Origin of the sequence: Brucella pseudintermedia (assembly GCF_008932435.1) — a bacterium.
Lineage (GTDB): Bacteria > Pseudomonadota > Alphaproteobacteria > Rhizobiales > Rhizobiaceae > Brucella > Brucella pseudintermedia.
Map to the genome: position 1 here is coordinate 190,675 of NZ_WBWE01000008.1, position 23,807 is coordinate 214,481.

The window sequence follows — 23,807 nt, forward strand, 5'->3', positions numbered from 1 at the left end:
CGAAAATTTGACAGAAACTGCAAGACTAAATGGGCCTGATATGCATTTTGGTGACACCATCGCGGATGATTGCCTTTCATTAACCGAATTTTTTAATCTTTAAGTCTAAGGAAGACGACGACGGCATTTTTGCGCTGTCGAATGGATTTTAGAGGCAACTAATGTATACGTTGCGTGACCTCGCTTCGAAAGCACGAGTAACGGAGACCGCTGGTGAAAACCCGGTGCTCGTGGATGAGCGGTTGCGCGCAGTCGGGCGCGAAGCGCATATTGTCCGCGAAGAAGAAAAGATCACGGAAACGGTCGCATCTGCTCCCAAGGGACTGATGTTGCCTGAAATCGACCTGTTGGATGCGCTCGCCTGGATGCGGGCTCGGTGGATTTTGATAGCAGCGCTCGCGATCATCGGCGGCCTGGCGGGGCTTGCCTATGGCATGACGGCAAAGCCTCGATATACAGCCTATACGGATTTGCTGGTGCCGCCGTCCGGTCTTCAATTACTGCCGAACGACGTCTACGCCCAGAGCCTGCAGGCAGATAGCCAGATTCTCGACATTGAAAGCAAGATGCGCGTCCTGACTTCCGGAAACGTACTCCGGCGGGTCGTAACGGATTTGAAACTGAATGAAGATGAGGAGTTTGTTCCTCCTCCACCTGCCTTCGATCTCCGGGCCATGCTTGGCCTCGCCAAACCGGCGGGTCCGACGGATGACACGCTGACAGCGGTTCGCGCCCTCTCGCAGCGCATTACTGTTACACGGCCTGAACGGTCCTATCTCGTTACCATTGCCGTCTGGACGGATAATCCGGAAAAATCGGTAAAGGTGGCGGATTCCCTCGCAAATGCCTTCCAGGAAGAAGTTGCCCAAGCGGATGCCGATGGAGCGGGTCGGGCTGCTGCGGCTCTGTCCGAACGTCTCGCCTCCTTGCAGAAGGCGGCGACGGACGCGGAAGAAAAAGTCGCCGCGTTTCGCAGGGCACACGGCTTGCAGACCGCAGGCGGCGAACTTGTCAGCACCCAATCGATGACGCAGATCAACTCCAAGCTGGTCGACGCCAAGGCGCGAGCTGCCGATGCAAGCACGCGCTACGAGGAACTGACCAGGGACACTGGAAGCGCCATTAGCCCTGCAAGCACATTGCAGTCGCCTACGATGACAAATTTGCGCGGACAATATGCATCGCTTAAACAGCGCTACGACGCCCTCGCGATGACCTATGGCCCACGTTACCCCGAATTGATGAATACGGAGCGGCAGCTTGCCGGTCTGGAGCAGCAAATGGTGCAGGAACGGGCCCGTATCCTGCAATCCGCGAAGGTCGATCTGGATCAGGCAAACGCCGTTGTCGCGTTGCTTAACGCCCAGGCTGCTTCTGCCCGTTCAGCTGTCGCGCTCGATAATGACGCTCAAGTCCAGCTTTCGGACCTCGAGCGCGACATGGCCGCGAAAGTGTCGATCTACAACACTTTTCTGACCCGCTCGTCGGAGACGAGCCAGCGCCAGCAACTGGACGCCACCAATATCCGGATCATTTCGACGGCCATCCCGCCGATCAGCCGGAGCTGGCCGCCCAAGACGCTGGTGCTCGGCGCCGGGGGCGGCATCGCCGGAATGGGCCTTGGTATCGTGCTGGCGCTCGGCCTCGGCTATCTTGGTGCGTGGCGCCGCAACAGGGAAAGCGTCATCTGACTTGGCTGAGCTATCGGTCCATTCCCGTGAGGAAATTCAGCCCCGAGTGTCGTCATCTGTCGGAGCTGGCCTTTTTCTGTGCATGTTCCTGTTTATGTGGATAGGTACCAGTCCCTATCCCGATACTGGTGCCGTTACCGGCATTACAGCCAAAGCAGCCGATTCCAGTTCGTTCAATCAGCTCGTCACCCTCTTCCTGACGGGCAGCTTTCTGCTGTACGGGCTGAACAGCTCGATGCGCAGTGCCATCATGCAACCGCGCATTCTGATGGGGCTGGTATTCTTCTGGTTGTTCCTGACGGCCTTGCTGTCAGCTCATCCTATGATCGCCAGCAAGAAAGTCGTGTTGTCTGTCCTGACCGCGCTGAACGCGAGCATCTTTCTTCTGTTGCCGCAATCAGAACGCCAGATGACGCGGTTGCTGGCGATTGGCTCACTAATAACACTGGCATTTGCCTATTTCGGCGTAATTTTTATGCCGCAACGCGCGATTCATCAGGCTACTGACATCATTGAGCCTATGCTCGCCGGTGCTTGGCGCGGTCACTATCCGCACAAGAATGCCGCCGCCGCCTCTCTTGTGCTGATGAGTTTTTTTGGGCTTTACATTCGCAAACGCGGTTTGCCGAAAACCGGTCTTCTAATTGTCGCCCTTTGCGTTTATTTCGTGCTGCATACAGGCGGCAAGACATCGACGGCCATGTTGCCCTTTATCGTGCTGATGTCGCTCGTATTCGTGCGGTGGAAATGGACGCGTGTTTTCATTGCGATTGGCGGAATCGCGGCCTTTAATATTATCGCCGTCGGTGCCGCTGTATTCGATCCATTGCGCGAGCTTGTACAAAGTTTGGGAGTTGACGCCAGCTTCACCAATCGCTCAGATATCTGGAAACTTGCATTCGCGGCGATCTCGGCCAAGCCGATTTTCGGCTACGGACTGGACTCGTTCTGGAAGACGCCTGAAATGGTCTATGCAGGCGGCGGCGGTGCAAGCTGGGCTGTCGCCGCCTTCAATGCGCATAATTCATTTCTGGATATGATGATCAATGCCGGCGTGATCGGTCTGGCCTTGACACTTTTCTGGATAATGATTTTGCCGCTTCGATATATTAGGGAAGCGGAAAGAACAGATAATGACCCTATATTAACGCTGCTTTACATTCGCCTTTGGCTTTACGGATTATATATGTCTTGTATGGAAAGTACGTTCTTTCAGAACGGTGGGGCACTATGGTTCTGTATCATGGTTGCTGTTTTCGGATTGCGCTTGCAGGCCAAGGCAAGGCTTGAAACAGCTTTGGGGAACTTGGGCAATGGCGGAAATGGATAGTCTCGAGAGGGCGCGCAGACGTCTGGAATGGTACGCCATTCGGTTGAACGACAGCATCAGTCGCCGGCTTCCCTTGCGCCCGTTTTGTTTGCCAGCGAACGAACGGATCATTACTTTTACGTTTGATGATGTACCTGATACGGCGGAAAGCGCCGGAGCTGCGATCCTTGACAAGTACGGCGTCCACGGCACCTTTTATATTGCTGGCAACATGGTCGGCACGAAAGAACGTGAGAGGAATCTGATTACGCAGGAAGGTTGCCGGAAGCTGGTTGCACGCGGACATGAGCTGGGTTGCCATACCTATAACCACCTCAAGATTCCTTACTGCGGCGCCGGGGAAATAACGGCTGACCTTGATCGCAACACGGCCTATCTCGATGAGTTCGAGCCCGATCGCGTCCTTCCACGCAATTTCGCTTATCCTTATTGCGCGTCTTCCATGATGACACGGCAGCTTTTTGCCGATCGTTTTGCAACCTGTCGCGGCGGCGGCAATCGCATCAATCGCGGTATGATTGATCTTGCCTTTTTGCAGGCAGTGGAAATAAGACAGCCAGACGACGGGGCTGCGCGCCAGACCCGCTGGATCGATGATCTTAGTGCCAATCCTGGCTGGCTCGTCTTTTATACGCATGATATCAGCGATACGCCGACTGAATTCGGGTGCAGGCCGGAGACCTTTGAACGCCTCGTATCCCATGCGGCGAAGAGCGGAGCGGCTGTTCTTTCCGTCCGCGAGGCGCTGGCGCGCCTTGGCGTACAACGAGGTGCTGCTTGACGCATGTAAATGACAGGGAATATCGCCTGCTGGCGATCAACAATTACTTTTATCGGCGCGGTGGCGCCGAAACAGTTTTTCTCGATCACATCAAACTCTTTTCCGAAATCGGCTGGCAAACGGCACCCTTTGCCATGCAGCATCCGGACAATTTTCCTTCGGATTGGTCTTCCTATTTCGTGTCCGAAATAGAGTATGGACGGGAAAGCAGCCCGCTTACCAAAGTCGTGCAGGCGGGCAAGATCATCTATTCATGGGAGGCGCGAGACCGGATCAAGGCGCTGATCGAACAATTTCGCCCCAATGTCGCGCATGCACATAATATCTATCATCATCTGTCGCCATCGATTTTTCCCGTTCTGAAAGCCGCTGGTATTCCGACAGTCATGACGGCCCACGACCTGAAACTGGCGTGTCCGGCCTATAAGATGCTCTCACACAACCAGATCTGCGAGCGCTGCAAGGGCGGGCGCATCTATAATGTGGCCCTCCACAAATGCATCAAGGATTCCACGGCGTTGAGCGGTCTGGTGCTCGTTGAGACGGCAATTCATCGCATGCTGGGCCTCTACCGCAACACGCTCGACCGTATCGTCGTGCCGAGCCGCTTTTATATCGCAAAGCTCGCCGTATGGGGCTGGCCGGAAGAAAAGCTGGTCTATATTCCCAACTTCGCCCACACGGACAATCTGAAACCCTATGCGGATGAGGGCGATTATTTCGCTTATGTCGGACGGCTGGCGCCGGAAAAGGGGATCGGTACGCTCATTCGCGCCGCGGCTCTTGCCGGACAGAAACTGGTCATTGCTGGCACGGGACCGGAGGAACAATCACTGAAGGCGCTTGCGACCGAGACGGGTGGCGATGTCACCTTTGCAGGTTATGTCTCGGGCGAAAGACTGCATCGGCTGATCGGTGAGGCGAAAGCGCTTGTTCTGCCGTCTGAATGGTATGAGAACGCCCCCATCAGTATTCTGGAGGCTTATGCACTTGGGGTACCGGTGATCGGCGCGGACATTGGCGGAATTCCCGAAATGATTATCGAAGGCGAGACCGGGATGGTTTCGCGTACGGGCGATATTGACGATCTCGCCCGCGTTTTGGGCGCTTTTGCGCGATTGACCGCACAGGCACGGCGCAAGATGGGAGAGGCAGGCCGCCTCTGGGCGGGTAATGAATTCTCGCCACAGGCATACAGAAACCGCACGCTGGAACTCTATTCCCAGTTGGGAGCACTTTGATGGTTCGAAACGACAAGCGGCCTCGCGTCATGATGCTGGGACTTCGCGGCGTTCCGAATGTGCAGGGAGGCGTGGAAAAGCATGTCGAAGAGCTCGCCCGGCTGTATGTGACGAAAGGCTGGGATGTCGAGGTCGTCGGACGCCGTCCTTATCTTGAAAAGAAGCAGCCTTATGTCTGGGAGGGTGTCCAGGTGACGCCAAGCTGGGCGCCGACCTCCATGAAGTTCGAGGCAATTGTGCACACGGTGTTGGGCGTGCTGAGAGCCGGTTTCAGCCGTCCTGATATCTTGCACATTCACGCAATCGGTCCGGCTCTTGCCGTTCCGCTGGCACGCCTTTTCGGACTGCGTACGGTCGTGACGCATCACGGTTTTGATTATAATCGCCAGAAGTGGGGACGGCTTGCGCGCGCAATGCTGAAGCTTGGCGAATGGTGCGGCATGCGCTTTGCAAATGCGCGCATCGCGGTGTCCAACGATATCGCTAAAACCATGCAGCAGCATTATCACGTGCCGATCACCTTTATCCCCAATGGCGTCACGCTTCGCCCGGCCTGCACAGATACGACGTGGTTGGAAAAGCACGGCCTTGCTCCGAAACGCTACATCGCGCTTGTGGCGCGGATCGTGCCGGAAAAACGTCAGCTTGACCTCATCGAGGCCTTCGCGAAGCTTTCCGATCCTTCTCTCAAGCTGGCCCTGATCGGTTCGGCGGAATATACCGCTGAATATGCCGCAGCCGTCCGTAAGAGGGCTTTGGCTGTACCCGGTGTCGTGCTGACGGGCGCGCTTCAGGGGGACGAACTCTCGGCCTTGTTCAGTCAGGCGGCATTATTCGTGTTGCCTTCCAGCCATGAGGGCATGCCGATCGCGCTTCTCGAAGCGATGGGATACGGCTTGAATGTGCTTGCAAGCGATATCACTGCAAATGTGGAAGTCGGGCTTTCGAAGGACAGCTACTTTTCACTTGGCGATGTGGATGCATTGAAGGATGCCTTGCGGCAAAAAGTCGATAAGCCTCTAACCAGCGAGCAGTCGCAGCAATTGATCGACTGGATCGCACGGGATTATAGCTGGAGCGGGATCGCAGACCGCACGCTGATGGTCTATGAGGAAGGGAGTAGGGGAGTAGGGGAGTAAGGGAATATGGGCAGAAGCGCTTGTTCCAAAAGTCCCGCTGTGTCGTGTGCCGCTTCTGGGTTCAGGCCCTGAGGAAATGCGAAAATAAAAAGGGAGCTGCCGAACATGTTCGACATACTCCCTTATTCACCTATTCCCTTAGATCAGCGTGCCCGGCGACGCTCTGCCGTCGGCTGGAAGGCCAGCCGCGAATGGTAGCTGCAATATGGGCTCGATTCACCGGATTCATGACCGCAGAAATGGAAGTCTTCGTTCAACGGATCGCCGATCGGCCATTTGCAGGTGCGTTCGCTCAACTGCAATAGCGAAAGACGGCGTGAAATAGGCACAACCACGTCCGAAGCGGGCTTGACCACGGTCTCCGCCACGACATCTACGGCATAGTCTACCTGGAGGGCGGTGGCACCGACCGTCTTGGTGACTGTGGCGGTGCGCATCGTCGTCGTATGCACGCCGGTTGAATGTTGTGCTGCAGGACGTGGCGCTGCGGCAACCGTATTGACTTTCTTGCTGCGCGGGGCAGCGGTCGTGGTCTTGCCACGACCCGAAAGCTTCAAACGGTGCACTTTGCCGATCACTGCATTACGGCTGACGCCGCCAAGCTGCGCGGCGATCTGGCTTGCGCTCAAGCCCTCGCTCCACAGTTTCTTCAGTAGTTCGACGCGTTCGTCTGTCCAGTTCATCGCCCTGGGCTCCAATCATTTTCGTTATCCGGAATCCGGCAGTGTTCTCGGATCGCTCCGAGCAAAAACACCATATCTATCCGGGTGACTAGGTCCGCCGCACGAAATGTAGCTTTAATCTCTAAAATGAAACTACAATATCCAACGACTCCATGACAAGAGATAGCCTTGTCAGGCGGATTCCATTTTTACGGTTTTCCCCAACTTGGGTGCCAAAGACGGTTTTTATTTGATCCGCCCGAAATTTTGCACGCAATTGCTTCTGAACTGAAAACCCGGATTGTTTCAGGTTGGAACATCGCGGACTAACGAGCACGTCGTCTGGCTGTCTCAGTCGAGGAAAGGTCATTCTCTATATAGTGTCGCTGTCCGCGTAAAGCCACCTTCGATGTCTGGATGTTACAGGAGTGCGAAAATGCATGAACTCATGCTGAAAGATGGCCTTCAAACCTCGCTGGCTTTGATTGACATTTTTTCTGTGAACGCCAATATACGCGCGAGATAAATATGCCGCCCGGAGGGCGGTTTTTTATTTCTGTCGAAGGCTCGTGCGAGAAGCATGAGTCATCAGGCCCGTTCCTCTCGTGTCTCATCGCAGTTTCGTGACGGTTTGGAATGGGTGTCGGGCGCTCGTCGAAAAGCGGGAACCGTGTCGGGTGCCTGAGGACTGTTTATGGGAAAACACAGCTTTGCCGGTGCAGCCGGGCAAGCTGCCAATATAGGCTTTGGAGGCCTGACGCTATGACCGACGCTACGACCGTGCAACCGCTTTACGACACCTATAATCGTGCGGCTTTGCGCTTCGAGCGAGGTGAGGGCATCTGGCTTATTACCGAAAGCGGTGAACGCTATCTCGATTTCGCGGCTGGCATTGCTGTGAACTCGCTTGGTCATTCGCATCCGCATCTGGTGGAAACGCTGAAGACGCAGGCGGACAAGCTCTGGCATCTGTCCAACGTTTACGAAATTCCGGCGCAGGAAAAGCTGGGGCGGCGTCTTGTCGAGAACACGTTCGCCGATAAGGTCTTTTTCACCAATTCCGGCGCTGAGGCGCTTGAGTGCGCGATCAAGACCGCGCGCCGCTATCATTATGTAAATGGCCATCCGGAACGCTTCCGCATTGTGACATTTGAAGGCGCCTTTCATGGCCGCACGCTGGCCACAATTGCCGCTGGCGGTCAGGCGAAATATCTCGAAGGTTTTGGACCAAAGGTCGATGGTTTCGATCAGGTGCCGTTCGGTGACGAGGCGGCATTGCGCGCCGCCATTACCGATGAGACCGCTGGCATCCTGCTTGAACCCGTTCAGGGTGAAGGCGGCCTGCGCGGGTTCCCGGAAGAATTCCTGCGCATGCTGCGCCAGCTTTGCGATGAAAAGGGCCTTCTGCTGATCCTTGATGAAGTGCAGACCGGCGTTGGCCGCACCGGCAAGCTGTTCGCGCATGAATGGGCCGGTATCAAACCGGACATCATGGCGGTCGCCAAGGGTATCGGCGGCGGCTTCCCGATGGGTGCCTGCCTTGCAACCGCCGAAGCTGCCAAAGGCATGACGGCGGGTGTTCACGGCACGACCTATGGCGGCAATCCGCTGGCCATGGCCGTGGGGAATGCGGTTCTTGATGTTGTTCTGGCCGATGGCTTCCTTGAAAATGTCCAGGCTACCGCTCTGGTCATGAAACAGGGCCTCGCCTCCATCATTGACCGTTACCCCGACGTTGTTTCGGAAGTCCGTGGCCGCGGCCTGCTGATCGGTATCAAGTGCGTTGTGCCGAATACCAGTCTCATCCAGGCTCTTCGCGATGAGCATTTCTTGAGCGTCGGGGCCGGTGACAGTGTCGTCCGCCTGCTTCCGCCGCTGATCACGACGCCTGAAGAAGCGCGCGAAGCATTGAAGCGCATCGAAACGGCGGTCGAACGGCTCGCAACTGCAAATCCGACCAGCAAGACAGCGTGATATCATGGCCAACGATAACGGAATCAAACACTTTATCGACCTCTCCGCTGTGCCGGCTTCGGAGCTTCGTGCGATTATGGAAGATGCCAAGGCGCGCAAGGCGCGCCTGAAGGCCGGAGAAATGGAGAAGCCATTCGCAGGCAAGGTGCTTGCGATGATCTTCGAAAAGCCTTCAACCCGTACGCGCGTATCCTTCGATGTCGGCATGCGCCAGCTCGGCGGCGAGACGATCATGCTCACCGGCTCGGAAATGCAGCTCGGACGCAGCGAAACCATTGCCGACACGGCAAAGGTTTTGTCGCGCTACGTCGATGCAATCATGATCCGTACCACATCCCATGACCGTATGCTGGAACTTGCCGAATATGCGACCGTTCCGGTCATCAACGCACTGACGGACGACACGCACCCTTGTCAAATCATGGCCGACGTTCTTACATATGAGGAACATCGCGGCCCGATCAAAGGCAAGACCTTTGCCTGGATGGGGGATGGCAACAATGTCCTCCACTCGCTGGTCGAAGCCGCGGCGCGTTTTGATTTCAACGTCAATATCGCAACGCCGGAAGGCAGCGAACCCAAGTCGCAATATATCGATTGGGCGAAAGCGAACGGCGCGAGCATCATGTCCACCACAGATCCGGATAGGGCGGCGACCGGTGCGGATTGCATCGTGACCGATACCTGGGTTTCGATGGGGCAGGAAGATCATGCCCGCGGCCACAACGTTTTCATGCCCTATCAGGTCAATGCGCGACTGATGGCAAAAGCTGATCCTGAGGCGCTTTTCATGCACTGCCTGCCCGCCCACCGCGGCGAGGAAGTGACGGATGAAGTGATCGATGGACCGCAATCGGTCGTATTCGACGAAGCGGAAAACAGGCTCCATGCTCAGAAAGCCATTCTGGCGTGGTGCCTGCAAGGAGCATAATTTGGCTGACAAGACCAGCAACGAGCATATCGAAGTCGAGAACATCCGCGTCAATCTGGGCGATTTCGACTTCGCAGGCGATGACGCCGTTGTGCCCTTCCAGGTGGAAGGGCTCGACGTGCGCGGTCGCGCGGTTCAGCTTGGCCCGAGCATCGACGGCATTCTGAAGCGCCACAACTATCCCGAAGAAGTGGCCCGCTTGCTGGGGGAAGCAACGGTGCTGACCGTATTGCTTGGCACTTCGCTCAAATTCGAAGGCAAGTTTATCTTCCAGACGCAGTCCGACGGTCCTGTGGATATGCTGGTGGTCGATTTCCGCACGCCGCGTTCGGTTCGCGCCTATGCGCGTTACGACGCGGAACGCCTGAAGGACGCGATTGCCGCAAACAGAACCAAGCCTGAGGAACTGCTGGGACGGGGCACGCTTGCCTTCACGGTCGATCAGGGCGCCTACACCCAGCGTTATCAAGGCATCGTTGCGCTTGATGGTTCGACGCTGGAGGAAATCGCCACGACCTATTTCCGTCAGTCGGAACAGATTCCAACCGACCTCAAGTTGAGCGTCGCAAAGCTTGTCGAACGTGGTGCCGACGGGAAACCTGTCGAACAGTGGCGTGCTGGCGGTCTGATTATTCAGTTCCTGCCTGAATCTGAATTGCGCGCGCGCATCCCCGACCTGCCGGGCGGCGACGAGCCCGCGTTCCATCCGGAAGATGACGCATGGGACGAGGCTCGCTCGCTGGTGGGCACGATTGAGAGTTCGGAGCTGACAGACCCACAAGTTGGTTCGGAGCGGCTTCTTTACCGGCTGTTCCATGAACGCGGTGTGCGTGTGTTCGAATCTGTGCCCGTGCTGGACGAATGCTCATGCTCGCGAGAGAAAATTTCCGGCGTGCTGTCGGGCTTCACCGCTGAGGAAATCGCAGAAAGCGCAGAAAACGGCAAGATTTCCGTAACATGCGAATTTTGCTCGAAGATCTATGCGTTTGATCCGGCGGAGTTCGGGAACTGACGCGAAGCGGTGTTCGGAGCAGGATGCGCCTTAAGACAAATGGATAGAACGGTTCCGGTGACTTCGTTTTATCGGAACCGCAAGATATAAAGTTGGTAGGAATTTATCCCCACATGCGGACTATCGGTTAGTTCTCCGCTGGTCAACAGTGGAGAATACGATATGCCTGACCTTTGGTTACCGGTTACTCAGCAAAATCTCGAGATTGCGGCTGGCAGTCCGCTCGATTTTTCGACATTTCTATTAAATCCGGCCATTACCGAGGAGCGACGACTCATCGTCAATCCGGACGGTCACATTGCCTTGCAGAGCAATCCGGCCGTTCCATATCGGCTGCTGTGCGGAGCCATCAGCAGCATTCCCGACAATGCGACAGCGGACAAGATGGCTGTCCAGTTGCGTCGCCATGGCTATAATTGCGTACGATTTCATTTTCTCGACATTGCCTTGATGGAGGGGCAGCTTCAGGATTTCGACTACCGGCAGGATATTCTTGATCGGTTTCGCTACTACATGGCTGCATTGAAGCAGAACGGCATCTACTGGATCGTGGATGGTCTCACATCCAATGCCGGTGCGTTGGGCGGTGTAGCGGACCGCTGGGGAACGGAAGGCAGGCTGAAACTCAAGACGCATGTTGAAAATGCGGCTTTCGGGCACTGGCTGCGCTTTCAAGTCGATATATTCGGGACGGTCAATCCCTACACCGGGCTTGTGCCTTTCGAAGATCCGGCGATGGCGGTTGTCGTGCCGTTCAACGAAAATGGACTGTCGTTCAATTCGTGGGTTTATGCCAACGGCGACCTCCAGGCGTTGCCGGAATTGAAGCGGCTGTTCAATGCTTGGCTGAAGGAGCAATATGGTACCACAGCTGCCTTGCAGGCTGCTTGGGGCGGTGAGTTGCTGGTGAGCGAGCAAATTGAAAACGCCGCTGTCATGCCACCTGCCGACCGCTATGTCGCGTCCAGACGGCTACGCGACTTTACACGTCTTTGCGTGTCGGTTGAAACCGAGACGGCAAAGAAAATGAGCGACTGCATTCGTGCGATGGGCTTCAAGGGCATCATCGCACCATATAACAACGGATATGGTATCCAGACCATCCTGACCCGCCGCACTCAACAGGCCGTGGCGATGAATACCTATCATGATCCCAACGATAATATTACAGGGCCGATATTCCAGACCAGTTCGTTTGACGGTGCGGTGGCCTATGTGCGGGATGCGGCTGCGACACGTCTGGTGGGCAAGCCATTCGTCTTGACAGAATACGATCATGTTTTCTGGAACAGGCATCGCTATGAGGCGGGGCTTGCAATGCCGGCTTATGCCTCCCTGCAAGACTGGGATATTCTGTGCCGCCACAGCAACGGAGCGCTTATCCTTGGTTATGGCGGCAGCGATTTTAACGAACAGTATATCCGTCCGTACAGAACGGCGTTAGATCCTGTTGCCCGTGCCGGTGAAACCTTGTCGGCGCTGCTGTTCCGGCGTGGAGACGTAGCGAAGGCGCTCCATCAGGTGGTGGCGCAGATACAGGATGTCGGAAATCTTGTCGGACTGGATATGCAGGAACCGGATGCGGTGACGATCATGTCACTGATGTCGCGTTTCGCACAAGGCGATGCCCCGCTCCCGTCAGACGCTGTGCCGGTCGGCTCTCCTCGCCAGATTGGAACCCGTGCGGATGCTGTCACATTCCTGCGCAGCAATGGAGTTCTGGCTGCAACAAATCCAAGCGATGCGGCGTCGGGGATATATGTCAGCGATACCGGAGAGATCAGGCTTGATAGCGCGGCAAAACAGATGCGGGTCGTCACGCAGCATACGGAAGCACTGGCATTCTCATCGATCACCCAGCCGGTGCAACTCGGGCAGCTTTGGGTCGGTTCGGCATCCGGTGCGGGTATGCTGGCGGTTTCCTCGCTTGATGGCCAGTCGGTAGCGGACAGCAGTAAGCTATTGCTGATCTTCACCACGGATGCACGCAATACCGACATGGTCTTCAGCGATAGCGAAGAAAAGACCGTCAGCAGCTTTGGAACCTTGCCGGTGCAGATCAAAGTTGGGCATGTCTGGTTCAAGATGCCGATCAACACGGCTTGGCGCATATCCCCGGTCGGACTGGATGGCGTGGTGCAGCCTCCGGCCATTACGGGTAACGGATCGGATGGACTGAATGTCGAGCTTTGGAACAATGTTTCTGTTCTGCCGAACCCGCCCGGACCAACGACTTATTTTCTGATCGAACGCCTTTAAAAATCTTCTCACCGGGCGCCGGATTGCGCGCCCTGTTGAATATCAATTCAATGTACGTCGCAGGTCCGGCATATCAAGCGAGAAGGCGGGGATATCGACTTCGAACATGCTGCCGCCGTTGCCCTGCATCTGGTACCTGCCTACCATGACCCCGGAGGTAGTGGTTAGAGGGCAGCCCGAGGAATACTGAAATGAATCGCCGGGCTCCAATGTCGGCTGTTCGCCGACCACGCCCGCGCCGCGCACTTCCTCCACGTGTCCGTTTGCGTCGGTAATCTGCCAGTAACGGGAGCGAAGTTGCACGGTTTCCGTCGAATTGTTGGCGATCGTTATACGGTAGCCCCAGACGTAACGGTTTTCGTCGGGGTCCGACTGTTCTTCCAGATAGAAAGGCTCGACAGAAACCTCGATCCCCCGCGTTACCGCTCTATACATGCGCACCGCCCCACATTCACATCGGCCCTGACATCCTGCAATCCGGATTGCAATAATGCTTGTCTACTCACGGTTCGCCGGTTCGGTTTACGGACACCGCTGCTCGCCCCTCCTATCGCCAAAGTTGCGGGAGAGGTCAACAATGTCGGGGCAGCAAATACGATGCAATCGCCGGAATCTCCGGCAATTGCATCGTTTAGGCCTCGGTTTGCAGCCTAAAAGCCACAATATGCGGGACAGTTGTTCAGCGAGTGACCTTCAATGCTGCTTCCACGTCTTCCACGAGGTCATCCGTATCTTCAAGGCCGACCGATATCCGTAGCAGTCCGTCAGAGATACCAAGTTCGGCCTTCGCCTCGTCGGTAAGGTTCTTGTGCGTCGTGGTCGCAGGGTGGGTGATAAGGCTTTTTGCGTCACCCAGATTGTTGGAGATGCTGAAGACCTGCAAGGCATTCTGGAACCTGAACGCTGCCTCCTTGCCGCCTTCCAGCTCAAGGGCGATGAGGGTCGAGCCGCCGGTCATCTGCTTCGCGATAATGTCGGCCTGCGGATGGTCAGCCCGCCCCGGATAGATCACGCGCTTCACGCCGGGCTTGCCCGCGAGGAAATCGGCCACCGCAGCCGCCGAATGCGTTTGCTGGCGCACGCGCACGGACAATGTTTCAAGACCTTTCAGCATGATCCACGCATTGAAGGGGCTGAGGCCCGGACCGGTGTGGCGGAAGTAATCCTGCAGGGTGTTTTCAATCCATTCGCGGTCGGAGAGGACCACGCCACCAAGGCAGCGCCCCTGACCGTCAATATGCTTTGTCGCAGAATAAACGACGATATGCGCACCGAGCTCCAGCGGCTTCTGGAAAAGCGGGGTTGCGAAAACATTGTCGACGATAAGCTTAGCGCCCGCTTCATTGGCGACCTGCGCGACGGCAGCGATATCGATAATTTCGAGCGTCGGGTTGGACGGGCTTTCAAGGAACATAACCTTGGTGTTCGGGCGAACGGCCGCTTTCCAGTTTTCGATGTCGGAACCATCGATGATCGAGATTTCGACGCCATATTTCGGCAGAAGCGTCTCGACGATGTAGCGACAGGAGCCGAAGACGGCGCGAGCCGAGATCACGTGATCGCCAGCCTGTACCTGACAAAGAATGGCGGCTGCCACCGCAGCCATGCCGGATGCGGTGGCGCGCGCTTCTTCAGCGCCTTCCAGCGCGCACATGCGTTTTTCAAACATGTCCGTGGTTGGGTTGGCATAACGTGAATAGATGAAACCCGGGTCCTCACCCTTGAAACGCGCTTCGGCGGCTTCGGCATTAGGATAAAGGAAGCCCTGCGTCAGAAACATCGCTTCCGACATTTCGGCGAATCCGGAGCGCAGCGATCCGGCATGCACGAGTTCGGTTGCAGGGCGAAACTTGCGGGTATTCTCAGTCGTCATTTTTCCAACCTGTCGAAAAGCTGGTCGGCCGGGGCACGAGCCTCGGCGGCCAATAAAAAACCGGCCTTGCGAAAACGCAAAAGGCCGGTAACGAACCGCGGCCTTTTTTAGCGAATTCTTTAACGTGGCTGCAAGCCGGCCGGCCAAATCACCACGGAACAGTTTTCCATTATGCCTGTTGCGTGAAGCCGTCAATGCCGAAACCAACTCATTTCTCGAAAAGCGCATCCCGGGCGCCATGAAAATACTCTGATTCCTGCGGAAAACCCGGTTTCTAGCGGTTGGAAGGGTTGGCATCGAGGCCCCGAGCGGTCAATGGTCTTTGTCAAGCAATGCCTAGAGCACGTCTCTCGAAACCGGGGCGCGGGTTTCGGGATAGATGTGCGTGAAACAAGAGAATAAAACATGTCGCTTGATAAAGTACGACATGTTTTAGGCTACGGAGTATCGGGTTGATGATGCAGAAAGATGCTGGAATTCTGGCGGATGCGGATATCTCCGCGCTGTTTGAAAGCGGTTTGCTGGCGTCGCCGCGCCCTCTTGATCCCGACCAGATACAGCCTGCGAGCCTTGATTTGAGGCTTGGCGCGAAAGCCTATCGCGTTCGCGCCTCTTTCATGCCGGGGCCGGGGACGCCGGTCATCGAGAAGCTCGAACGGTTGAAATTGCACGAGATCGACCTGACCGCAGGAGCCGTTCTGGAAACGGGCTGCGTTTACATCGTTCCGCTTCTCGAAAGCCTGGCGCTGTCGCCTGACCTTTCCGCGTCGGCAAATCCGAAGAGTTCGACGGGTCGTCTGGACATCTTCACCCGCGTCATTGCCGACGGAGCACAGGAATTCGATAAAGTGCCTGCCGGATATAAAGGTCCGCTCTATCTGGAAGTCAGCCCGCGTACGTTCCCAATCGTCGTGCGTACAGGTTCCCGCCTGTCGCAGATACGTTTCCGCAAGGGCCGTGCACAGCTTGACGAGGCTGAGCTTGCTGCATTGCATAAGGCTGAAACGCTGGTCGCATCGGAAATGCCGAATATCTCCGGCGGTGGCATTGCGCTGTCGGTCGATCTTTCAGGCGGGCCTGACCGGCTGATCGGCTATCGCGGAAAGCACCATACGGCTGTGGTGGATGTGGACAAGCGTGCGGCGCACGACATCCTTGATTTCTGGGAGCCGATCTATGATCGGGGCGCGCGCGAACTCGTGCTCGATCCGGATGAATTCTATATCCTCGTTTCGCGCGAGGCTGTGCATGTGCCACCGCTTTATGCAGCCGAAATGACGCCATTCGATCCGCTGGTCGGTGAGTTCCGGGTTCATTACGCAGGCTTCTTCGATCCGGGCTTCGGGCACAGTGCCGCGGGCGGAACCGGCAGTCGCGCGGTTCTGGAAGTCCGTAGCCACGAGGTTCCGTTCATTCTGGAACACGGGCAAATTGTCGGGCGTCTGGTTTACGAACATATGCTGCATCGCCCGTCTGCGCTTTATGGGATTGATCTCGGCTCCAACTATCAGGCGCAGCAGTTGAAGCTTTCCAAGCATTTTCGTTGACTATAATAGCCTCCTCCAAGCAAATATAATTCTGGTGGAGGAGCAAGATCGACGTGACGAACGGAACTGAACGCGATCGAGACAACAAGCTGCAAGCCGCAACCGATGCCCCGCAACGCAGGCTGTCGGTCGGCATTGTTGCCTTGCCCGGTTTTACGCTGAGTGCGCTCAGTCTTTTCCTTGATCCCTTCCGCCTTGCTGCCGATGATCGCGACAAGAGCCGCCAGATACGTTGTGCGTGGAAAATCTGCACGCTTTCAGGAGACCCTGTTACCTCCAGTTCCGGCATGGTGATCGAGCCGACCGCTCCGATTGGCGAGCTCGACGATTGCGATTATGTGGCGGTGGTCGGAGGATTGCTGGCGCAATATCGGCCGAGACAGCAGGCGCTGGTGGATCTCATCAAGCGTGCCGACCGGCGCGGCAAGACGGTCGTGGGCCTTTGCACGGCCGCCTTTCTACTGGCGGAAGCTGGCCTTCTGCCGGACCGCAATTGCTGTGTCAGCTGGTTCCATCGCGACGATTTTCTGGAGCTTTTCGACGGTTATACAGCCGATACGACGAGCCTGTTTCATCGTAGCGGAAGGCATTTTACCTGTGCCGGCGGACTTGGCACGGCATCGCTGGCGCTTTCAATCATTCAGAATGAGATTTCGGAGGAACTGGCGCGCAAGAGTGCGTCCATCCTCATGATCCCCTATGAGCTTGTCCGTTCCGAACAACCGGCGCTAAGCTTCAACGGAGTGCGCTCGCCGATGATCCGCAAGGCAATCCGCATTTTTGAGGAAACACTGGAAGATCCGGTGCCGATGATCGACGTCGCGCGGCGACTGGGAATTTCCGTCCGCCAGATGGAGCGTGGCTTCAAGCTTGCACTTGAGAGAACGGCGTTCGAGGTTCGTGAAGAGCTTCGGGTTAAGAAGGCCAAGGAACTCCTGTCGGAGACAAGCTTGTCGCTGCTGGAAGTGGCTGTTGCCAGCGGCTTTACCGATACGCGCAGCATGAACCGCTCGTTCTCGCGGCAAAAGCAGAAAGCCCCGCGCGAGTACCGCAAGCAGCGGTGAGCGAGGGCAGAACTTGCGCGGGCTGCATGGAGAGCCTATTTCTTGCGCGAAGAATCTGTCGTTTTGGCCGATAACCTTACAGGAGATTTGCATGTCGGATGGTGTAAACCGTTTTCTTGGCGATACCCCGGCCCGCGTTCTGATCAAGCTGGTGCTGATTTCGCTGGTGGTTGGCGTGGTCATGAGCGCGTTTCACTGGACGCCCTATGACATCTTGTACGGCATCCGGGATTTCTTCCTCCGCCTCTGGAATATGGGCTTTTCGGCAATCTCAGGTTTTGTCGACTATCTGGTCCTTGGCGCGGCTGTCGTCATCCCTGCCTTTATTTTGCTCCGCATCCTCAGCTACCGGAAATGAACTCAATTCAATAATTGGATAGTTCAGGCAGGCAATGCAGCAAAAACAAGGACTTATACTTAACCGGCGTGGCTTTCTTGTCCTTGCCGGAGGAGCGCTGGCGGTGACGGCAATGCCGTGGAAGGCGGCGTTGGCAGCAGGTGACGACGATCCCACCGCGATTTTCAATGCTATTCGCAAGGCAAACGGACTGCCTTTGATGGCGACGGATTCCAAGCTCGAGCAAGCCGCGCTCTATCAGGCAAAGCGCATGGCGAGTTATGGCAAGATCGGTCACAGCGTCGGCTGGGGTAACGGTTTCGTCGCGCGGTTGCGGCAAGCTGGTATCCGTGGGCCAGCAGCAGAGAATGTGGCGTCGGGGCAGCGCAGTACACAAGCCGTGTTCGATGCCTGGATGAAATCGCCCGGCCATCGCAAGAACATGCTCGACCCGACTTTCGAGCATTATGGCCTCGCCTGGGCAACGCCGGAAAACAAGCCAACCTATATATATTGGGCCATGATGCTCGGGCTCTGATGCCTGATTTCTCCTGACAGTCGGCTGTCAGGAACTGCGACAATAGGGTGGCCGAATTATCTGTCGTTCCGATCGATTCCAGAGTAGATCGTTCTGATCTGAGGGGAATATTCGGGACAAGCATTATGGATCAGTCGCTGCAACGTGGTGGCGTAACAAGGCCGTTTGAGGTCACACACAGGATGGTGATGCTGATCGCCATTCCCATGACGCTTGCCGCCATCACCACGCCGCTTCTGGGTCTTGTCGATATGGGCGTTGTCGGCCAGATGGGGCAGGCCGAGTTGATCGGCGGATTGGCGATTGGCGCGCTCGTCTTCGATTTCCTGCTGTCGATGTTCAATTTCCTGCGTTCAGGCACGACCGGACTGGTCGCGCAGGCCGTGGGTGCGGAAGACGCGGTGGAAGAGCAGGCTATTTTCTGGCGCGCAATCATCATCGCGGTGGTTGCCGGCGGCCTGATGATCCTGTGCCTGCCGGTTATCATCGCTGTCTCTTCCACCTTCATGCACCCGACTTCTGCCACACAGGAAGCGATGGCGACCTATGTGTCGATCCGCATGCTGTCGGCGCCGGTTGCGCTCATCAACTATTCTATCCTTGGGCTGGTGCTCGGGCGCGGACAGGGCATTGTCGGCCTCGGCCTTCAGGTGCTGCTCAACGGCATCAATATCGTGCTGTGTATTATCCTTGGGCTCGAATTGGGCTGGGGCGTCACCGGCGTTGCTTGGGCGACCGTGACCGGCGAGACCGTCGCGGCTCTCGTCGGCATGTTCATTGTGCTGCGGCATTTCCGCAAGGATGCGTCACTGCGACCAGACCGGGCGCGGATATTCCAGAAGCAAGGAATCTTGCGCATGGTCGCGATCAATCGCGACATCATGATCCGCTCTTTCCTGCTTCTCACGGCCTTCGCATTCTTCACGCGAGCTGGGTCCGATCTCGGACCGGTCACACTTGCGGCCAATGCCGTCTTGATGAACTTCTTCCTCATCGCCGGGTTTTTCCTGGACGGTATGGCGGCGGCGGCTGAACAGATCGTGGGTCGGTCTATCGGGGCGCGCTACAGTCCTGCGTTCGTGCGCGGCGCCAAGCTCACTTTCGTCTGGGGGCTGGTCATGGCGAGTATCATCGCCTTTTTCCTGCTGGTGTTCGGCGATGCGATCATCGGGCTTCTATCCAAGGCGGAAGATGTCCACGCCGAAGCCTTGAAATATCTGCCCTGGGCGGCGCTGACAGGCATGACCGGGCTGCTGGCCTTCCATATGGACGGGGTATATATCGGCGCCACATGGTCGCGCGACATGCGCAACATGATGTTCCTGTCGCTCGGCTTCTTTCTGGCAGTTCTCTATGCGGCAAAGCCCGTAATTGGTAATCACGGGCTTTGGCTGGCTCTCAACCTGTTTCTGTCAATTCGCGGAGTTTTGCTTCTGGCGATCCTGCCGCGGCGTTATCGTACAGAATTCACTGTTTGATCAGGCTCTCAGGCAGGCAGTGCGCGCTTCGCCCAGTCGCTGGTGTCCCGGTCGCGCAGTGCGGCGATGTTGGCGACGCCCTCGCGCTTCACAGCAGCAGACAGCCCGCGCAAGATCTCTGCAGGCAGGTTCGGCCCGCGATAAATCAGGCCCGTATAAAGCTGGACCAGATCGGCGCCAGCCTTGATCTTTGCCAGCGCTGTTTCAGCGCTATCCACGCCGCCGACCCCGATCAGCGGCATGTCGGGACCCACGCGCTCGCGCATCCGGGCGAGGACAATGGTGGAACGGTCGAAAAGCGGTGCGCCGGAAAGTCCGCCCGCTTCATTGCGGTTGTCGGCACTTTTCAGTCCTGCGCGTGAAAGGGTCGTATTGGATACGATAATGCCGTCCAGCTTCTGTTCCGTTGCCTCTGCAGCGATATCGTCCAGCTCTTCATCCGCGAGATCGGGCGCGATCTTGAGAAATACCGGACGCTTCAGCGTGCACATCTTGCCTTCTTCGTTGCGGGCTTCCAGCACGCGGCTCAACAACTCATGCAAGGCTTCGCGAGCCTGAAGGTTGCGCAGCCCCGGCGTGTTGGGCGAAGAGATGTTAACCGTGAAATAGCGCGCCAGCTGGTAGAAACGCCGAATACCGGCGACATAATCGGTGACGCGATCTTCGGCATCCTTGTTGGCGCCTATATTGACGCCCACAATGCCGCTTTTGCCTGCGCGTTGCGACAGGCGCTTGAATGCGGCATCATGACCTTCATTGTTGAAGCCGAGGCGATTGATGACGGCTCTGTCATCCAAGAGGCGGAAAATGCGCGGACGCGGATTGCCGCTCTGCGGGCGTGGTGTGATGGTGCCGATTTCGGTAAAGCCGAAGCCCAGCTTCAACAGCGCATCGGGCACTTCAGCATTCTTGTCGTAACCCGCGGCCATACCGAGCGGATTTGGAAACTGCAGCCCCGCAACCTTGACGGAAAGAGCCGGATCGTTTGGCGCGCCGCAGGTCACAAGGCCCGTCTTCAGCCCCGCGATGGAAAGGCCATGCGCCTGTTCCGCGTCGAAGGCAAAAAGGGCGCGTCGCCCGAGAGTTTCAAAAATCCCGCTCATTAATCTTCCAGCTCCGGAAAAATGTGAAGACCATCATCGCCCAGTGGCAGGGTTTCAACCTTCAAAACAGCCGCAAGCGGCAGCTGTCCATACAGATGGGGAAACAGGGCTCCGCCGCGTGAAACTTCAAACTTCAATGCTGCGCCAAGCGCGGCGGCGTTGACGCTGATCAGAAGCAAATCCTCTTGGCCCGCAAAATGCTTGGCCGCCGTTTCCCGCACCTGTGTTGCAGTAGAGAAATGGATATAGCCATCGGCAATATCAACTGGAGCGCCGGTAAAACTGCCAGCCTCTTCTGCCTGAGCCCAAAGCTCGCGCGGAGCGATCTTATAGATGATCTCGTTGGTCATGGCTGCTCTCTAGACCGAATTTCTTCGGAAATCAAAGTCCCGCATGTTCGATTTTCGTCGTAAACCTCCCATATGATGGGGACACCTCAAAGAGAAGCTGAAGGGAATGGCGTTATGTTCAACAGAAAGACACTGATGGTTCGTAATCTGGCTGCTGTTGCCCTTCTTGGTTCAGCGCTCGCCCCGGTTAATGCGCTTGCGCAGGAAAACGGGCGCTATCGGCTGGAAGGCACGGAAAACGGCTATGTCCGGCTGGACACGCGAACGGGCGCGCTCTCTACCTGTGCGGAGCAGCAGGGACAACTTGTCTGCAAGATGGCGACCGAAGATCGCGAGGCGTATGAGAACGATATTGCCAGCTTGCAGGACCGTGTGAAGAAGCTTGAGGACAAGGTTGCCGCTCTTGAAGGAAAGGGCGGAAGCGCTGCTTCGGGCCTGCCCACCGAGCAGGAGTTTGAGCAATCCATGAGTTATATGGAGCGGTTCATGCGGCGCTTTATGGACATAGCGAAAAGTTTCGACAGTGAGCCGGAGAAGCCGAACAACGAACCGCCTCCCGGCGGTCGGACGTGACGACAAGCAAAAAGGCGCCACGCGGCGCCTTTTCATTGGGGCATTTTCGAGCCAGATGGAGCGGAAGCACGAACGAAGGTGAGTGCTTTCCGCTCTATTGAGCGAAACGTTTTGTCGCTTCGATCAGTTCGTGGGTGATGCCGGGTTCCGTGACGGCGTGCCCCGCATCCTCAACGATCTTGAGGTCGGCTTCGGGCCACATCTTTTTCAGCTGCCAGGCATTGATAAACGGCGTGCAGACGTCGTAGCGGCCATGCACGATCACGCCCGGAATATGCCGGATGCGGTCCACATTGCGCAGAAGCTGATCGTCGGAATCGAGGAAGCCGCGATTCTGGAAATAATGGCATTCGATACGCGCAAAAGCGATGGCGTACTGGTCTTCACCGAAAGCATCGACGCGAGCCGGATCGGGCAGAAGCGAAATGACCGAGCCTTCCCATCGCGCCCAGCGCCGTGCCGCTTCAAGCTGCACCTGCGGGTCACGATCGGTGAGGCGCTTGTAATAGGCGGCGATCATGTCGCCGCGCTCGGCTTCCGGAATATGCTCCTGATAGGCCTCGAATTGATCGGGAAAGAGAATGCTTGCGCCGTTGGAATACATCCAGTCGACTTCAAAACGGCGCACCATGAAGATGCCGCGCAGGACAAGCTCTGCGACGCGATCGGGATGCGATTGCGCATAGGCAAGGCCAAGGGTCGATCCCCACGAGCCGCCGAACACCTGCCACTTGTCGATGCCGAGATGCGCGCGAATGTGCTCCATATCCGCCACCAGATCCCAGGTCGTGTTTTCGCGCAGTTCCGCGTGGGGGGTCGAACGGCCGCATCCGCGCTGGTCGAACAGGATGATGCGATAGCGCTCCGGGTCATGCAGCCGACGCATCGTCGGCGTGATTCCGCCGCCGGGGCCGCCGTGGATCATGATGACCGGCTTTCCGTCCGGGTTGCCGCATTGCTCCACGTGGATTCGATGCAGCGGAGAGACCTGCAGCATCTCTTCCTTGAACGGTTGGATTTCGGGATAAAGCGTATTGCGCGTCATGAAATGCCTTTTGGTTCCCTCCCATTTGGCTGGTCGGGCCGCTCTTATGTTACTTTCCGCTCACAACCTAACATACAATGAGGCCAGATGGCGGCAATGAGTCATGCGAAAAGGGATTAGCAACGTGAATTTTGGTTGCCCGAGCCAAAAAACGGCATAAAACGGAATGATTGGCTGATTGGCCTGCACCGCGAGGGGAGGAAACCTGAAACAATGGCGCGCGAGGCACATGCATTTTATCATCGCTGACGATCATCCGCTTTTCCGGGGAGCACTGAGACAGGTTCTCTCAGGACAGTCACAAAGCGTGGAAATTATCGAAGTCGGCGATTTCGACGCCGTCAAGAAGCTGGTCGGTGAGCGAGAGGATATCGATCTTCTGTTGTTGGACCTGACGATGCCGGGCGGTACCGGGCTGTCAGGCTTGGTGACGTTGAAGGCCTTGCAGCCTGCACTCCCGATCATTATCGTTTCGGCAACTGACGATGCGGCAACGATCCGTCACGCGGTTGAGCTTGGCGCTTCCGGCTTCATCTCTAAATCTGCCAGCATGGAAACCATTGGCGAAGCCGTGCGCAGCGTTCTTGCTGGTGATATCTGGACGCCAGCCGATATTGAGCTGGATCATCCGCACGACCCCGAAATTGAGGCGCTCATTGCGCGGCTGCGCACGTTGACGCCGCAGCAAACGCGCGTGCTGACCATGTTGGCGGAAGGTCTGTTGAACAAGCAGATCGCCTATGAGCTTGGCGTGTCGGAAGCGACCGTCAAGGCACATGTTTCGGCGGTGCTGCAGAAGCTCGGCGTCGACAGCCGCACACAGGCGGTCATTCTTCTATCGCGTATCGGCAATGATGCGCTGAGCACGGATTAGACATT

22 protein-coding genes and 1 riboswitch are annotated in these 23,807 nt (G+C 56.7%); of the genes, 16 read left to right on the plus strand and 6 right to left on the minus strand.

Annotation, left to right across the window (positions count from 1 at the left end; translation table 11 throughout):
• The first annotated feature begins 161 nt into the window (after positions 1 to 161).
• The 5 genes from F9K78_RS12380 to F9K78_RS12400 are packed head-to-tail and all read left to right on the plus strand — an operon-like array spanning position 162 to position 6,182.
• The gene (locus F9K78_RS12380; RefSeq protein ID WP_121985653.1) at positions 162 to 1,691 is read left to right on the plus strand and encodes a GumC family protein; all 1,530 of its coding nucleotides are present in this window, start codon (positions 162 to 164) and stop codon (positions 1,689 to 1,691) included.
• A 46-nt stretch (positions 1,692 to 1,737) separates the two neighbouring features.
• Positions 1,738 to 3,021 (plus strand): O-antigen ligase family protein, encoded by a 1,284-nt coding sequence (locus F9K78_RS12385; RefSeq protein ID WP_235925418.1) that lies wholly within the window; start codon positions 1,738 to 1,740, stop codon positions 3,019 to 3,021.
• Positions 3,005 to 3,802 (plus strand): polysaccharide deacetylase family protein, encoded by a 798-nt coding sequence (locus tag F9K78_RS12390; protein WP_121985652.1) that lies wholly within the window; start codon positions 3,005 to 3,007, stop codon positions 3,800 to 3,802. Before F9K78_RS12385 ends, F9K78_RS12390 begins: the two co-directional genes overlap by 17 nt.
• On the plus strand, positions 3,799 to 5,043 hold the full coding sequence (locus F9K78_RS12395; protein ID WP_151682224.1) for a glycosyltransferase family 4 protein: 1,245 nt from the start codon (positions 3,799 to 3,801) through the stop codon (positions 5,041 to 5,043). Before F9K78_RS12390 ends, F9K78_RS12395 begins: the two co-directional genes overlap by 4 nt.
• Entirely contained in the window at positions 5,043 to 6,182 is a 1,140-nt protein-coding gene (locus tag F9K78_RS12400) for a glycosyltransferase family 4 protein (protein ID WP_121985650.1), read from the plus strand. The genes F9K78_RS12395 and F9K78_RS12400 overlap by 1 nt, the downstream gene beginning before the upstream one ends.
• Positions 6,183 to 6,325: 143 nt before the next feature.
• Here F9K78_RS12400 and F9K78_RS12405 read toward each other — a convergent pair whose 3' ends face one another.
• Entirely contained in the window at positions 6,326 to 6,865 is a 540-nt protein-coding gene (locus tag F9K78_RS12405; RefSeq protein ID WP_006471065.1) for a GcrA family cell cycle regulator, read from the minus strand.
• A 741-nt stretch (positions 6,866 to 7,606) separates the two neighbouring features.
• On the opposite strand from F9K78_RS12405, the gene F9K78_RS12410 reads away from it, so the two are divergent.
• The 4 genes from F9K78_RS12410 to F9K78_RS12425 all read left to right on the plus strand — a co-directional run bounded on the left by F9K78_RS12410 (position 7,607) and on the right by F9K78_RS12425 (position 13,020).
• Complete coding sequence (locus F9K78_RS12410; protein ID WP_121985649.1) at positions 7,607 to 8,818, plus strand: aspartate aminotransferase family protein; 1,212 nt, start codon at positions 7,607 to 7,609, stop codon at positions 8,816 to 8,818.
• A 4-nt stretch (positions 8,819 to 8,822) separates the two neighbouring features.
• Positions 8,823 to 9,749: an ornithine carbamoyltransferase gene (argF, locus tag F9K78_RS12415; protein WP_121982901.1), complete on the plus strand. Its 927-nt coding sequence runs from the start codon at positions 8,823 to 8,825 to the stop codon at positions 9,747 to 9,749.
• Between the two features lies 1 nt (position 9,750).
• On the plus strand, positions 9,751 to 10,761 hold the full coding sequence (locus F9K78_RS12420) for an Hsp33 family molecular chaperone (RefSeq protein ID WP_121985648.1): 1,011 nt from the start codon (positions 9,751 to 9,753) through the stop codon (positions 10,759 to 10,761).
• Positions 10,762 to 10,923: 162 nt separating this feature from the next.
• Complete coding sequence (locus tag F9K78_RS12425) at positions 10,924 to 13,020, plus strand: glycoside hydrolase (protein WP_121985647.1); 2,097 nt, start codon at positions 10,924 to 10,926, stop codon at positions 13,018 to 13,020.
• Between the two features lie 42 nt (positions 13,021 to 13,062).
• Here F9K78_RS12425 and apaG read toward each other — a convergent pair whose 3' ends face one another.
• The gene (apaG, locus tag F9K78_RS12430) at positions 13,063 to 13,455 is read right to left on the minus strand and encodes a Co2+/Mg2+ efflux protein ApaG (RefSeq protein ID WP_121982904.1); all 393 of its coding nucleotides are present in this window, start codon (positions 13,453 to 13,455) and stop codon (positions 13,063 to 13,065) included.
• A 244-nt stretch (positions 13,456 to 13,699) separates the two neighbouring features.
• Entirely contained in the window at positions 13,700 to 14,893 is a 1,194-nt protein-coding gene (locus tag F9K78_RS12435) for an O-succinylhomoserine sulfhydrylase (protein ID WP_121985646.1), read from the minus strand.
• Positions 14,894 to 14,978: 85 nt separating this feature from the next.
• Positions 14,979 to 15,058, minus strand: a riboswitch (SAM riboswitch).
• Positions 15,059 to 15,348: 290 nt separating this feature from the next.
• On the opposite strand from F9K78_RS12435, the gene F9K78_RS12440 reads away from it, so the two are divergent.
• From F9K78_RS12440 to F9K78_RS12460, 5 genes are all read left to right on the plus strand, one after another.
• Complete coding sequence (locus F9K78_RS12440; RefSeq protein WP_121985645.1) at positions 15,349 to 16,440, plus strand: 2'-deoxycytidine 5'-triphosphate deaminase; 1,092 nt, start codon at positions 15,349 to 15,351, stop codon at positions 16,438 to 16,440.
• Positions 16,441 to 16,487: 47 nt separating this feature from the next.
• Positions 16,488 to 17,504 (plus strand): GlxA family transcriptional regulator, encoded by a 1,017-nt coding sequence (locus F9K78_RS12445; protein WP_376903273.1) that lies wholly within the window; start codon positions 16,488 to 16,490, stop codon positions 17,502 to 17,504.
• Between the two features lie 91 nt (positions 17,505 to 17,595).
• Positions 17,596 to 17,862 (plus strand): DUF6460 domain-containing protein, encoded by a 267-nt coding sequence (locus tag F9K78_RS12450; RefSeq protein WP_121982908.1) that lies wholly within the window; start codon positions 17,596 to 17,598, stop codon positions 17,860 to 17,862.
• 34 nt (positions 17,863 to 17,896) lie between these two features.
• Positions 17,897 to 18,379: a CAP domain-containing protein gene (locus F9K78_RS12455; RefSeq protein ID WP_121982909.1), complete on the plus strand. Its 483-nt coding sequence runs from the start codon at positions 17,897 to 17,899 to the stop codon at positions 18,377 to 18,379.
• Between the two features lie 125 nt (positions 18,380 to 18,504).
• On the plus strand, positions 18,505 to 19,857 hold the full coding sequence (locus F9K78_RS12460) for an MATE family efflux transporter (RefSeq protein ID WP_121985643.1): 1,353 nt from the start codon (positions 18,505 to 18,507) through the stop codon (positions 19,855 to 19,857).
• Positions 19,858 to 19,865: 8 nt separating this feature from the next.
• On the opposite strand, the gene F9K78_RS12465 is transcribed toward F9K78_RS12460, so the two are convergent.
• Both F9K78_RS12465 and F9K78_RS12470 read right to left on the minus strand, forming a co-directional pair.
• On the minus strand, positions 19,866 to 20,960 hold the full coding sequence (locus F9K78_RS12465; RefSeq protein WP_121985642.1) for a quinone-dependent dihydroorotate dehydrogenase: 1,095 nt from the start codon (positions 20,958 to 20,960) through the stop codon (positions 19,866 to 19,868).
• Positions 20,960 to 21,310, minus strand: coding sequence for a DUF952 domain-containing protein (locus F9K78_RS12470; RefSeq protein ID WP_121985641.1), 351 nt, complete (start codon positions 21,308 to 21,310; stop codon positions 20,960 to 20,962). The genes F9K78_RS12465 and F9K78_RS12470 overlap by 1 nt, the downstream gene beginning before the upstream one ends.
• A 114-nt stretch (positions 21,311 to 21,424) precedes the next feature.
• Here F9K78_RS12470 and F9K78_RS12475 point away from each other — a divergent pair, with 114 nt between their 5' ends.
• Positions 21,425 to 21,883: a hypothetical protein gene (locus F9K78_RS12475; RefSeq protein WP_174813440.1), complete on the plus strand. Its 459-nt coding sequence runs from the start codon at positions 21,425 to 21,427 to the stop codon at positions 21,881 to 21,883.
• Between the two features lie 94 nt (positions 21,884 to 21,977).
• Here the strand turns inward: F9K78_RS12475 and pip are convergent, their stop codons facing one another.
• Positions 21,978 to 22,928 (minus strand): prolyl aminopeptidase, encoded by a 951-nt coding sequence (gene pip, locus F9K78_RS12480; RefSeq protein WP_121982913.1) that lies wholly within the window; start codon positions 22,926 to 22,928, stop codon positions 21,978 to 21,980.
• 229 nt (positions 22,929 to 23,157) lie between these two features.
• Here pip and F9K78_RS12485 point away from each other — a divergent pair, with 229 nt between their 5' ends.
• Positions 23,158 to 23,802, plus strand: a complete 645-nt coding sequence (locus tag F9K78_RS12485; protein WP_121985640.1) for a response regulator transcription factor — start codon at positions 23,158 to 23,160, stop codon at positions 23,800 to 23,802.
• Positions 23,803 to 23,807 lie beyond the last annotated feature (5 nt).